Source organism: Bradyrhizobium zhengyangense (genome assembly GCF_022012555.1).
GTDB classification, from domain to species: Bacteria; Pseudomonadota; Alphaproteobacteria; order Rhizobiales; family Xanthobacteraceae; genus Bradyrhizobium; species Bradyrhizobium zhengyangense.
The window spans coordinates 479,380-492,093 of sequence record NZ_JAKLTZ010000005.1 but is presented as its reverse complement, the minus strand read 5'-3'; the positions used below and the strand labels follow the sequence as shown (position 1 = coordinate 492,093).

10 protein-coding genes are annotated in these 12,714 nt (G+C 64.9%); 4 read left to right on the top strand and 6 right to left on the bottom strand.

What is annotated here, in order from left to right; genetic code table 11:
* The first annotated feature begins 47 nt into the window (after positions 1-47).
* The 4 genes from L6639_RS22380 (at position 48) to L6639_RS22365 (ending at position 2,529) form a co-directional block, all read left to right on the top strand.
* Complete coding sequence (locus L6639_RS22380) at positions 48-380, top strand: hypothetical protein (protein ID WP_237863788.1); 333 nt, start codon at positions 48-50, stop codon at positions 378-380.
* A gap of 286 nt (positions 381-666) precedes the next feature.
* A complete protein-coding gene (locus L6639_RS22375) occupies positions 667-1,206 on the top strand; it encodes a sigma-70 family RNA polymerase sigma factor (RefSeq protein ID WP_333909386.1) in 540 nt (179 codons plus the stop codon).
* A gap of 1 nt (position 1,207) precedes the next feature.
* The gene (locus L6639_RS22370) at positions 1,208-1,861 is read left to right on the top strand and encodes a ChrR family anti-sigma-E factor (RefSeq protein ID WP_237863786.1); all 654 of its coding nucleotides are present in this window, start codon (positions 1,208-1,210) and stop codon (positions 1,859-1,861) included.
* A gap of 68 nt (positions 1,862-1,929) precedes the next feature.
* A complete protein-coding gene (locus L6639_RS22365; RefSeq protein WP_237863785.1) occupies positions 1,930-2,529 on the top strand; it encodes a sigma-70 family RNA polymerase sigma factor in 600 nt (199 codons plus the stop codon).
* Between the two features lie 5 nt (positions 2,530-2,534).
* Here the strand turns inward: L6639_RS22365 and L6639_RS22360 are convergent, their stop codons facing one another.
* The 6 genes from L6639_RS22360 to L6639_RS22335 all read right to left on the bottom strand — a co-directional run bounded on the left by L6639_RS22360 (position 2,535) and on the right by L6639_RS22335 (position 12,683).
* Entirely contained in the window at positions 2,535-2,987 is a 453-nt protein-coding gene (locus tag L6639_RS22360; protein ID WP_237863784.1) for a TspO/MBR family protein, read from the bottom strand.
* Positions 2,988-3,073: 86 nt separating this feature from the next.
* Entirely contained in the window at positions 3,074-3,901 is an 828-nt protein-coding gene (locus L6639_RS22355) for an HD domain-containing protein (protein WP_237863783.1), read from the bottom strand.
* A gap of 287 nt (positions 3,902-4,188) precedes the next feature.
* Positions 4,189-5,823 carry a tetratricopeptide repeat protein gene (locus L6639_RS22350; RefSeq protein WP_237863782.1) on the bottom strand — a complete coding sequence of 545 codons (1,635 nt, stop codon included), beginning with the start codon at positions 5,821-5,823 and terminating at the stop codon, positions 4,189-4,191.
* Positions 5,824-5,997: 174 nt separating this feature from the next.
* A complete protein-coding gene (locus L6639_RS22345; protein ID WP_237863781.1) occupies positions 5,998-6,876 on the bottom strand; it encodes a transglutaminase family protein in 879 nt (292 codons plus the stop codon).
* Entirely contained in the window at positions 6,873-9,386 is a 2,514-nt protein-coding gene (locus tag L6639_RS22340; protein ID WP_237863780.1) for a circularly permuted type 2 ATP-grasp protein, read from the bottom strand. Before L6639_RS22340 ends, L6639_RS22345 begins: the two co-directional genes overlap by 4 nt.
* A 27-nt stretch (positions 9,387-9,413) precedes the next feature.
* The gene (locus tag L6639_RS22335; RefSeq protein ID WP_237863779.1) at positions 9,414-12,683 is read right to left on the bottom strand and encodes a transglutaminase family protein; all 3,270 of its coding nucleotides are present in this window, start codon (positions 12,681-12,683) and stop codon (positions 9,414-9,416) included.
* Positions 12,684-12,714: the final 31 nt, after the last annotated feature.

Below are 12,714 nucleotides of genomic sequence, written 5' to 3'. Positions count from 1 at the left end.
AACTCCTTTTGCGCACCGTTCCTGCCGCATCACGATCGAGGTGCAGCATGGTCTATGTCTCCATGACCGGCTTCCGCCCGCGCGGTATCGCACAGTTGCCGCGATTCTGGTGGCGAACGGTCCAATCGCTGGCGCAGGCGCGTCGTGCCGCCGGAGTTGTCGCAGTCGAAGCGAAGGTCGTCGGCGGAACTTATCACACGCTGACGGCATGGTCGGATCTTGTCAGCATGCGCCATTTCGTTGCGAGCGGAGCGCATCTCAAGGCGATGAAGAACATCCGCAGCCTCGGGACCGGCAAAATCTTCGGCTACGCGCCCGATCAGCTTCCCGATTGGGACACCGTCTACGAGCTCTGGAAGCTGCATGGCCGAGAGGTTTGACCGGCCGTCTCAGGCGGCCTCGACGCCTTCTCGTCGTCGATCCCCGAGGTTCCGGGTCGCGCCGCTTGTCGTGGCCGCGCAGGGCCTCTAAAAAAGAGGACTCCTGGAGTGATCCGGCTGACCGCGCCCGTCGTTAGGGACTGGACATGTCAACCGAGGCTCCATGACGACCGGTCTTCGCGCTGTGAGCAGGTCCGTGTGGCGCAGGACCCCTGCGGCGGCTGCTCGGCGGGACCGGCCTCGCGGATTTTCAGGCGAAAGGCCCAACGAAAGGCCCAAGGCGACCGTGGAATGGGCTGAATTGATCGGACGCGTGGCGGCCCATGGCGATCGGGGCGCGTTCAAGCTGTTGTTCGAGCATTTTGCTCCGCGCGTGAAGGGATTCCTGGTCAAGACCGGGATGAGCGCCGATGCCGCGGAGGAGATCGCGCAAATGACCCTGCTGACGGTGTGGCGGAAGGCGGCCCAATTCGACCCGGCGTCCGCGGGCGCGGCTGCGTGGATCTTCACGATCGCGCGCAATCTGCGCATCGATTCTGCCAGGGCTGCGGCGCGGCGGGCCAAGGCTGCGGTGAATGCAGAACGCGATGAAACGCCTGAGGTCGCTCTCTCGCCCGAGACCATGATGAGCCGGAGCGACGACGTATCGCGCGTATCGGCAGCGATCCAGCAATTGTCGGACGAGCAATCCACTGTGATCCGGATGTCGTTTATCGAGGAGCACCCGCACGGCGAGATCGCCGAGCGGCTCGGTATCCCGCTCGGGACGGTGAAGTCTCGCATCAGGCTCGCCATGGCGCGGCTCAAAGATCTCTTGGACGACTGACATGACCATCAACCACCATCCCCCCGACGATCTGCTGGCGGATTTTGCCGCAGGCCGGCTCGACGAAGCCGACCGTCTCGTCATCGGCGTCCATGCCGCGCAATGCCCAAATTGCCAGCGCTTCATCGCCGCGATCGAGCAGCTTGCAGGTGCCGCGCTCGAACAGGCCGCTCCGGTCGCCATGGCGGACGACGCGTTCGCGACCATCATGGCTGCGATCGACGAGCCGGAGACGGCATCGACGCCGGCGCCGACCTCTTCGCAGCCGGTGCCGCTGCTCGACGACGACCTGCCCGAGATGCTGCGCAGATGCCGGTTCGCCAAGAGCCGGCGCGTGGCGCCGGGCGTCAAGATGCAACCGATCGTCCTGCCCGGCGCGGATAAGTCGCGCGCGTTCCTGCTGTGGTCCGCGCCCGGAACGCGCATGCTGGAGCATTCGCACACCGGGACCGAGCTGACCCTGGTGCTCAAAGGCAGCTTCAGCCATCAGGGCGGCGAATACCGGCCAGGCGATTTCGACTTCGGCGACGGCGAGGTCGACCACCAGCCGCTCGTCGGCAGCGACATGCCGTGCCTGTGCCTTGTGGCCATGAGCGGGGACTTGCAGATGCACGGCTGGCTTGGCCGATTGATCTCGCCCTTCGTGCGGCTTTGAGCGCCCTCATGTGATCCAGTCGCGTCGCGCCGTCGTTCTGCTGGCAGGTAATGCTGGAGGACGAGGGAATGAGCTGCGGCAGACTGACGGCACGGGACCCGACGATCGAGCGCTTGAGCGATCTTCTCGCCCGCGTCGGGCGCGGCGACCAGCGCGCCTTCGCCGAGCTCTTTGCCGCGACGCGCAACAAGCTGCGCAAGACGGCGCGCCCGATCGCGCCGTCCGATGCAGACCTCGACGATCTGCTCCAGGATGCTTATCTGAAGATCTGGAAGCATGCAGCTCACTTCGATCCGCTCCGTTCGTCACCGATCACCTGGATGTGCGCGATCATGCGCAACACCGCGATCGACGCAGCGCGGCTCAAGCAGATGCCGACGGCGGAACTCGATGAAGCGCTGGCGGTGCCCGACACCGCCGCGACCGAAGACGCATTCGATTACGACTTCGCCGAGCCGATCGTCGCGCGCGCGATCGAGCGGCTCCCGGATCAGCGCCGGCAGTTGCTGTCGCGCGCCTATCTTGACGGTGAAAGCCGGTTGATGCTGGCGCAGCGCTTCGGAGTTCCGGTCGGTACGATCAAGACCTGGCTGCGACGCACGCTGGACTCGGTCCGACGCGATTGCGTCAAAGCCGGGACGAGTGGTGCAGTCGCGCAGACCGGCTGAGCCGCTCAATTGAGCAGCCAGATGCTCGCATTGAGCAGCGTGGCGAACGCCACCCACGCGGCATAGGGCAGGAACAGCACCGCCGCAGCTCGGTCGGCTCGCCAACAAACGACAATGAAGCCGATAATCGTGACAAGCAGGACGACGATCACCGCAAGGGCGAGATCGATACGATGCGCCGAGAAAAACACCGGCGACCAGATGAAGTTGAGCAGCATCTGCGCGCCCCACAGCGCCATGCCCACGCCGCGTTTGTCCCTTTCCCAGGTTCGCCAGCCGGCCACAGCGATCAAGACATAAATCACCGACCAAACCGGAGCAAAGATCCAGTTCGGCGGATTGAACGGCGGCTTGTGCAGGGCGGCGTACCATTCGCCGGGAAGATTGATCGTCCCGACCGCGATCCCGATTCCGACAGTTGCGACAACAAAGGCCGCGAGGCCGCCAAACTTCTGCATGTGTGTGATCCGAAACTGCTGCGCAACGTCCTCTCAACGTGCGGGCAGCGTAGTCGGATCACCCGGAAGCCCAAAACCTTCCACGGCTATTTCTGCGGTCCGGACAACGAGATATCGCGTTCGGCGCGGAACACGTTGCTGTAGAGATTGGCGATCCACTGCCGGCCGATCTCGGTCTTGTTGAGATAGCCGATCTCGGTCTGGATGTGCGGTGCGACGCTGTTCCAATAGAATTGCGGATAACGGTTCACGATGTCCGCGGGCGAATCGTAGCCGAGTTGGCGGTTCATGCCGACCTCCTCGAACTCGTAATAGAGCGCATTGGCCTTGCGCAGATAGTTGGGATCGCCGAGCTGGCCGATGAAGTCGGCGGCACGGAGGATCGAGGCCTCGTCGTCATATTCCTGGCCCTGGCGCGCCGGAAAGCGCGTGCCTTCGATGGCGCGGGCGACGCGCTCCGGATCAACTCCCGGAATATGCCGCAACCTCCGCGTGACATACAGCTTCGAGCGATCGACATGATACATCATCAGGCTCGCATCCGATGCACCGCGCGGCAATGAGATCTTGGTGTCGGCCGCATCGATGACGAAGCCGTCGGCGTCGTCCTCCTCGAACAGCCCGCGCACATAGCCGATGTCGTGGGCGAGGCAGGCGATCAGGACATGAACGTAATCTTCACCCGACAGATGGGTGTGAAGGCTTCGGCCGCGGAGAATGGCCTGGGCTGCCAGCGTCACCAGCATCGTATGCTCGATATTGTGATAGAGCGCATCGCTGTTGCCGATGCATTCCATCGCGGTGCGCGTCGCGCTTTCGACGATACTTGCGGAAGCCTCATCGTACCGGCGACGCATGAAGCTACCGAGGAATTCCTCGAGGGATTCAGCCGCCAGTCGCGGTAACGTGATCATGGGTGCAGCCCCGTCTGTCGGTGGTGTCCCACGGCAACTCCCGACGCCTCATTGTCGTCCTCGACGCAGGCTCCAGCATAGCCCAATCTGGGGCGACTGACCAAATCCCGGAACAAAAATACGTAAATATGTTACTCTGCCGCCGCGCAGCATCACGGTTGCGGTCACGGTCCGATGCAGCCCGCGGCCAGGCGCCGGCCGTTCATCTTGCAAGGGACACACCATGAGTGCCGGGAGCGCTGCTGCGGCGCGGCTTGGACGCCTGCACCGCGTTGCGGACGGACGCGTCAATTCCCTCGCGCGAGGCGCGCAAGCATGCCGTCGAATGCGACCTTGATCCCGCGAATATACGGATTCTTGTAGGGAAATTCCGGATTCTGGTCGTGCACCAGCATGGAGGCGTTGACCTCGAACACGACGAGACGGCCGTCAGGGTCCAATCCGCAATCGATGCCGAAATAGTCGAGACCGATACGATCGCGAATGACTCGCAACGCCGCATAGTGGCGCGGGCTGAAGACCTGCTCGGGGGCACGCAGAAAGTGCTCCTCCTCGGCCTGCATCCAGGCATGACGGCCCATCTCCGTCGCATCGCGATGGAGCTTCCAGTCGTCGCCAATCGCCAGATGATAGGGCAGGATTTCCTCGCCCACGAACAAGAACCTGTACTTGCGGAAAAAGCCGTCTGCAGAGCGATAATCGATATAGTCGATCACGTAGCGGTCATGGTCCGCATGTGCCGCGAGGAACGAGACCAGTGCAGCCAGATCGTCGAGCTTCTCGAAGAGGTCGCCACCATGCATGCCGGCCTGTCGCGCCAGCACTGGAAAAGCGAGCTTGAGACCATCAGGGAGCCCCTCGCCGGCTGCGATACGGACCGTGCGTGGCACGCGGCAGCCCTCGACGTCGGCGAGCGCCAGAGCCGTGGCGTCGCGCGTCGTACTCCGGATTTTTGCGGGATCGTTGACGACTGGCTTGCCGAGATCGCGTGCAATGGCCGCGGCGAGCGGAAGCACTTCCGTGCCCTGATCGGCGTCTGAGACGAGGTTGACGACGATGTCAGCCTCACGCGCCAGCAGCGCGATATCCGGTTGGCAACCGGGCAAGAGCGACAGGATGCAGGTCTCGTAGCCGCAATCCTTGAACAGGAATTCGACCGGCGTGTTGCCGACAAAAGGTGCAAACAGCGCCAGCGCCCGAAACGCAGGCGGCGACTGGGTCGCCTGTCTGCACAGGATCGGATGCACTTGCGCAGCGCGGGCGTAAGCGACCTCCGCCTGTTCCTCTTCGCCGCGCACCTGACGGATCGCCCCGACCCAGTAAAAATTCTCGGCCTGTTCGGGCGCGAGCGCCATGGCCTGCTCGAATTGCGCGACGGCCTCACCGGTCTCGCCGAGCTCGAAGCAGACCTTGCCGAGCTGGCTGCGGAGATCCGCGTCATCGGGCGTCTCCTCGATCAATTCGAGCAGCAAAGTCTTGGCGATCGCGAACTGCCGCGTCGCCACCAGCGCCTCGACCAAATTGGTACGCGACGGCCGATGGCCCGGATTGCGCCTGAGCGCCTCCAGATACAGCGAAATCGCATCCTGAATCATGCCGGTGCGCTGGTGGACGATGCCGAGATTGCACCAGCAGGCGACGAGATGCGGCGCGATGCGCAACGCTGCCTTGTAGTTCTCGGCTGCAGAACAGATGTCGTCGCAGAGCATGAAGGCATTGGCGAGCGCCGCGTGCAGATCGGCAACGCGGTCGACGACGACACCGATCGACGCCGTCGTCGCAAGCGCGAGTCCGGCCTGAAATACCGCGATTGCGGGCTTGATCTCGCCGCGCCGGTAGTGTTCGCGGCCGGTGCGCAGCATGTCCGCAATATTTGGCGTGCCGGCGGCAGGCTGCGCGAGAGCCATCGATGGTGACGTCATGTGGTCTCCGGCGGTGACGCCCCCGAAGCAGCGTTGAACCTGAGCCAACATGTCGCGGGGTAGCGTTAACAGCGTGTTAATGAACCGCCGTTCGGCAGATCGAGGAAATACGATGAAACAAATTTCCCGCAACCAGACGCATTCGGTCACACACCGGAGTCCGTGAAACGACGGTCATTCCACCAGCAGCACGTCCACGGCGACGCCGAGCTTCTGCTTCGGCGAGCCGACGATGATGCCGTCGACCGGAGACACATCGGAGAAGTCGCGGCCGATCGCCAGCACGATGTGGTCGTTGGCGACCAGGAGATCGTTGGTCGGATCGAAATCAATCCAACCGAGCTCCGCCCCACACCATAGCGACACCCAGGCATGGGTTGCGTCCGCGCCCTGCAAGCGCGTCTGGCCCGGCGGCGGAATGGTGCGCAAATAACCGCTGACATAGGCCGCAGGCAGGCCGAGCCCGCGAAGCCCCGCGATCATGACATGCGCAAAATCCTGGCAGACGCCATGGCGCTTGTCGAAGACCTCGTTGAGCGGCGTCGAGATGGCGGTGGCCTTGGGATCGTAGCGAAACTCGGCGCGTATGCGGTGCATGAGATCAACCGCGCCGGCGATGATGCCGGTATCGGGCTTGAAGCTCTCCACGGCATAGGCGCTGACGGGGCGCAAAACAGGCACCAGCGGGCTCGCAAAGACATAGCCGACCGGCGAGGATGGCCCGAGACTCGTGGCTTCGAAGGCAATATCGCGGATGCTCTCCCAGGACGGGTTCGCGGCATCGCGCGCCGGCGGCTTGCGATCGACTGAAACACGCGAGCGCGAGTCGATGCGCAAATTGCGATGCGCGGCCTCGATCACGATGCTCTCGGTCAGCGTGCCAAAGAAGTCGCGCCGGACGTTGCGCTCCGACGGGCGCGGGCGGATTTCGACCTTGTGCGAGATCAACTCCTGACCGTGACCGCTGTTCGGCTCGAGCCGCAGCGTGCAGCGGGCGAAGCTGACCGGGCTCTCATATTCGTAGGTGGTGACGTGCCGGATGTCGTAGATCACGCCAGCCCCGTCAATTTTTCCGGCCGGCTCGCATTCGGGCCGTGCGGGAAATAATGCAGCCCGATCGCCTCGGCGAGGCCGAGCAGATCCTGCTCCAGCGCAAACAGCGCCTTGACCTCGAGCTTCTCCGCCTCCGCGGTCGCCAGCATCGCCTGCACCGCCACCGCAAGCCGCTGCGGCTTTTCGATCAGGCCGTGCTCCTTCAGGCTCGGCAGCGCCGCGATATGCTCGTTCAGGGTCGCGACCTGGAACGCGACCGAGCGCGGATTGTAGCTGTCGAGCACCGCGAGATCGCGCACCGGCGCCAGGATCGGCGCGAGCAGATAGCGCGAGCGATAGGTGATCTGGGAATCCACCAGCGTCAGCAGGATGTCGAGATCCTCATCGCCCGCCTCGTCATAGGCGAACTGCCGTGCAAAGCGCGTGGTGTTGATGGCGCGCTCGGTACGGCGTCCGATATCGAGGAAGCGCCAGCCGGCGGCGCGGTTCATGTTCTCCTGCGCAAGACCTGCGAAGCTGGCGAGCTCCTGCAGGGTCAGCTCGGCCGCGCTCAGCACACTGTCGTCGTCCTCGACCTCGTAGGAGAGACGCTCGGCCATCTCGGTGATGACCTGCCAGGCATCCGGCGACAGCCGCTCGCGCAAGGAGGTGGCCGTGCGCAGCGCCGAGCGCACCAGCGACAACGCCGAGCCGAAACGCGCCTCGCTCTGCAACGCTTCAGCGACGATACGGCTCGGGGCCGCGCGCGAGGTCTGTGAGATCGCCCCCCAGGTCACCAGCAGGCGCTGGATCCGTTCGGCCGATTGCAGCGAAGCCGCGGTGCCCTTGTTGGGTCCACTTGGCGAGCCCAGCGCGCGTACCAGCCGCAGCGTTGCTTCGGCACGTTCGAGATAGCGGCCAAGCCAGAACAGATTGTCGGCGGCGCGGCTCGGCAGCACACCAGCGATACGGCGGATCCGCACCTTGTCGGTTGCCGGCAGCAGAGATGCGGTCGAGACCTTCTTCTCGGAGACAACCCAGACATCAGCGGCACGCGCACCATCGCCCATCGACACCGCGCGCGCGTCCGCCTGCTCGGCGATGCGGCAGAAGCCGCCGGGCATGATGGCCCAGCCATCGGGCGTTGCGGCCGCAAACACACGCAGCACGAACGGCCGCGGCGTCAACTGGCCCTGCTCCCACACCGGCATGGTGGAGAGACGCACCACCTCCTGGCCGACATAATCCATGCCGCGCGCGCCGATGGCATCCACCAGGCGCTGACGTCCTGCTACATCGAGCCCGCTTGCGAGCACCGGACCGTTGCTATCGAAGCCGGGAACACCGCGCTGGTAGGCGCCTTCGATCGCGACCTCGTTGAGCCGCGACAGCACCTCGTCACGCGCCGATTTCTGACCGCACCACCAGGTCGCGATATGCGGCATCTTCAGCTCTTCGCCGAGCAGTCGACGGCTGAGCGCCGGCAGGAAGCCGAGCAGCGCCCTCGCCTCCAACACGCCCGAGCCGGGCATGTTGGCGACGACGACGCCGTCCTTGCGCAGCACGTCGATCAGGCCGGGCACGCCGAGATGCGAGGAGGCATCGAGCTCGAGCGGATCGAGCGAATTGGAATCAACACGGCGGAGCAGCACGTCGAGCCGCTTCAGGCCCGCGACGGTGCGGATGTGGATGCGGTTGTCGCTGACGGCGAGATCGTCACCCTCGACCAGCAGGAAGCCAAGATAGCGCGCCAGCGTCGCATGCTCGAAATAGGTCTCGCTGAAACTGCCGGGCGTGAGCACGCCGATGCGCGGCTCGTCGCGGTCGGCGCGCGCGCGAAGCGAATCGCGAAACGCCTCGAAGAACGGCGCGACGCGCGGCACGTTCATCGACTTGTAGAGATCGGAGAAGGCGCGCGAGAGCACGAGGCGATTCTCCAGCGCATAGCCTGCGCCCGACGGCGCCTGCGTGCGGTCGCCGAGCACCCACCAGCGGCCGTCGGGCCCGCGGCCGACATCGGCGGCATACAGCGAGAGATAGCGGCCGCCCGGCGGCGGCACGCCGCAGACGGGACGGAGATATTCGGGGCTGCCGGCGATCGCACCGGCAGGCAGCGCGCCGTCCGCGATCAGCCGGCCCTCGCCATAGATGTCGCGCAGCACGAGCTCGAGAAGTTCGGCGCGCTGGGTGATGCCGGCGCAGAGCTGCTTCCAGTCGGCTTCGTCGATCAGCAGCGGCAGATGACTGAGCATCCAGGGCCGGTCGGCGCTGTCGCCGGGGGCGCGATAGGTGACGCCGGCCTCGCGAAGGTGACGGTCGGCCATGCCGAAGCGCCGCTCGACCTCGTCAGGCGCCAACGCACCGAAAGCGTCGAAGAACCGGCTCCAGACCGCGCGGGGGGCACCGTCGGGCCCCAGGAACTCGTCGGGGATGCCCGGCAGGCGGCTGTAATCGCGGACCCACTGCGCGAGCCGGCGCTGGCTTTGCGCCTTACCTGTCCCTCTGTCGCCTTCGGCTGCGCCCTCGCCCATGCGCCTCTCCCTGCCCCACCATCATACTCATTGCAGGAGCGGGGTCCGCAAGTCGAGGGTCAGCGGGAATTCATTTGTGCGTTCCTCGGGCGGCGGCTGCATCGGCCCCGGCGTATGGCCGTGGTCCTGGAAGCGCGCCAGCCGCCGCGCCTCGGCCTCGTAGGTGTTGACGGGCTTGGTCTCGTAGTTGCGACCGCCGGGATGGGCGACGTGATAAACGCAGCCGCCGAGCGAGCGGCCGTTCCAGCTGTCGATCAGGTCAAACGTCAGCGGCGCATGGACCGGGATGGTCGGGTGCAGGCCGGAGGCCGGCTGCCAGGCCTTGAAGCGGACCCCGGCCACGGCCTCGGCCGAGCGGCCGGTCGAGGTCATCGGCAGGCGGCGGCCGTTGCAGGCGATGATGTGGCGGCCTTCGACGAAGCCCTCGGCCTTGACCTGGAGCCGTTCGACGGACGAATCGACATAGCGCACGGTGCCGCCGGCCGAGCCTTCTTCGCCCAGGACATGCCAGGGCTCCAGCGCCTGCCGCAGCTCCATCGTCACGCCGCCGTGGTGGACGCGGCCGAAGGCGGGGAAACGGAATTCAAGCTGGGCCAGATACCATTCCGGCTCGAATGCATAGCCGAAGTTTTTCAGCTCGGAGAGCACGTCCTGAAAATCTTCCCAGATGAAATGCGGCAGCATGAAGCGGTCATGCAGCGCCGTGCCCCAGCGCACGAACTTGCCTTGTTGCGGCTCACGCCAGAATTTTGCGATCAGCGCGCGGATCAGGAGCTGCTGCGCCAATGACATCCGCGGATCCGGCGGCATTTCGAGCGCGCGGAATTCGACGAGACCGAGACGTCCCGCCGGACCATCAGGCGAATAGAGCTTGTCGATGCAGATCTCGGAGCGATGGGTGTTGCCGGTGATGTCGACCAGCAAATGCCGAAACAGCCGGTCCACCAGCCACAGCGGCACCTGGTAGCCCGGCGGCGGCACGTGCGAGAGTGCGATCTCGAGCTCATAGATGCTGTCGTGGCGGGCTTCGTCGATGCGCGGCGCCTGGCTGGTCGGGCCGATGAAAAGCCCGGAGAAGAAGTAGGACAGCGACGGATGCCGCTGCCAATAGAGCACGAGGCTCTTGAGGAGATCAGGCCGGCGCAGGAACGGCGAGTCCTGCGGGCTCAAGCCGCCGATCACGACGTGATTGCCGCCGCCGGTACCGGTGTGGCGGCCATCGAGCAGAAAACGATTGGCGCCGAGACGAACCTTGCCGGCGTCCTCATAGAGGCCCGAGGTGATCTCGACCGCATCGCGCCAGCTTTGCGCCGGCTGGATGTTGACCTCGATGACACCGGGATCCGGGGTCACCTTGATGACCTCGATGCGCGGATCGAACGGCGGCGCATAGCCCTCGACATGGACCTGAAGCTGCATCTCCTCGGCCGTGGCTTCGAGTGCCGCGACCAGCTCGAGATAATCCTCGATGCGCTCAACCGGCGGCATGAAGGCGCAGATCACGCCGTCGCGCACTTCGATCGACAGCGCGGTGCGCACGGGAACAGATGTGTTGAGCTGCTCGGGCGCAACCCGCTGCGGCGATTTCGGCCGCTCCGGGAGCGTGAACACCGGCAGCTTGCCGCGCGCCTCCATCGGGTCCTGCTCGACGATGTAGGGATATTGATTGGGCGGGACATAGCCGAGAGAGCCGAGCGGCAGGCGCAGGCCGAGCGGTGAATCGCCCGGCGACAGGAACAGATGACCGCGACGCAGTTGCCAACGCTCGCTGCGCCAGCGCGGCGGAGCGTTCCAGCGCTGCACCGGCAGCACGAAGCCGCGCGGCGCCCGCAGGCCCTGATTGAACACCCGCGCCATGCGCGCACGCGCTTCGGGATCGGACAGCTGGGAGTTCGAGGGATCGACGTTGATCGGAAGCTCGGCTTCCTTCTGGAGCCAATAGACGGTGTCCTCATAGGCCGGAATAATGTAGCCGGGATCGAGCCCGAGCCGCACCGCCGTGCCCTCCATGAAATCCTCGGCGTCCTCGGTCTGGGCGCGCTTGGGATTCTCGATCTTGGCGATGCGATCCGCGTTCTTCCAGATCGGCAGGCCGTCCTTGCGCCAGTACAGGCCGAAGGCCCAGCGCGGCAGGCTCTCGCCCGGATACCATTTGCCCTGGCCGTAATGCAGCAGGCCGCCCGGCGCGAAGCGATTGCGCAGCCGCCGGATCAAATCGTCGCCGAGCGCGCGCTTGGTCGGACCGACCGCTTCCGTATTCCACTCCGCCGCTTCGAGATCATCCACGGACACGAAGGTCGGTTCGCCGCCCATGGTGAGGCGCACATCCTGTACGGCGAGGTCGCCGTCGACCTGCTCGCCGAGATCGTTGAGCCGCGCCCAGGAATCGTCCGAGAACGGCTTTGTGATGCGCGGCGCTTCGCGGATGCGCTTCACGCTCATATCGAAGGCGAACTCGACCTCGGCAAAGCCGGCGCCGCCCGAGATCGGCGCGGCCGAGCGATAATGCGGCGTGGCGGCAACGGGGATGTGCCCCTCGCCCGCCAGCATGCCCGACGTCGCGTCGAAGCCGATCCAGCCCGCGCCCGGCAGATAGACCTCGGCCCAGGCATGCAGATCGGTGAAGTCGTTCTCGACCTCAGGCGGTCCTTCGATCGGATCGATGTCAGGGCGGATCTGGACCAGGTAGCCGGAGACGAAGCGGGCGGCGAGACCGAGATGACGGAAGGTCTGGATCAATAGCCAGGCCGAGTCGCGGCATGAGCCGGCGCAGGAGGTGAGCGTTTCCTCCGGCGTCTGCACGCCGGGCTCCATGCGGATGATGTAACTGATCTTCTTCTGCAGCTCTCGATTGAGGTCGACCAGGAAGTTGACCGTGTTCGGCGCCTCGCGTGGGATCGAGGCCAGATATTTTGCGAAGGCCGGATCGGGCTTGATGGTCTCGAGATAAGGCGCCAGCTCAGTCTTGAGATCCTTGGGATATTCGAACGGAAAACTGTCGGCATAGGGCTCGACAAAGAAGTCGAACGGATTGACCGTCGTCATCTGTGCCGTGAAGTCGACCTCGAATTTCAGCTCGGTGGTCTTCTCCGGAAAGACGTAGCGTGCCAGCCAGTTGCCCTGCGGGTCCTGCTGCCAGTTCACGAAGTGATTGGATGGCGTGACCTTGAGCGAATAGCTCAGGATCGGCGTCCGCGTATGCGGCGCCGGCCGCAGGCGGATGGTCTGCGGTCCCAGATCGATCGGGCGGTCGTATTTGTAGTGCGTGACGTGGTGTAATGCGACGTAGATCGACACGGGGTACGGTGCTCCAGCAGCTTTTTTGAGC

Excerpts from the sequence above, each read along its gene's own strand:
- L6639_RS22380 (WP_237863788.1), top strand. The coding sequence starts at position 48 with ATGGTCTATGTCTCCATGACCGGCTTCCGCCCGCGCGGTATCGCACAG.
- L6639_RS22370 (WP_237863786.1), top strand. The coding sequence starts at position 1,208 with ATGACCATCAACCACCATCCCCCCGACGATCTGCTGGCGGATTTTGCC.
- L6639_RS22365 (WP_237863785.1), top strand. The coding sequence starts at position 1,930 with ATGAGCTGCGGCAGACTGACGGCACGGGACCCGACGATCGAGCGCTTG.
- L6639_RS22360 (WP_237863784.1), bottom strand. The coding sequence starts at position 2,987 with ATGCAGAAGTTTGGCGGCCTCGCGGCCTTTGTTGTCGCAACTGTCGGA.
- L6639_RS22355 (WP_237863783.1), bottom strand. The coding sequence starts at position 3,901 with ATGATCACGTTACCGCGACTGGCGGCTGAATCCCTCGAGGAATTCCTC.
- L6639_RS22350 (WP_237863782.1), bottom strand. The coding sequence starts at position 5,823 with ATGACGTCACCATCGATGGCTCTCGCGCAGCCTGCCGCCGGCACGCCA.
- L6639_RS22340 (WP_237863780.1), bottom strand. The coding sequence starts at position 9,386 with ATGGGCGAGGGCGCAGCCGAAGGCGACAGAGGGACAGGTAAGGCGCAA.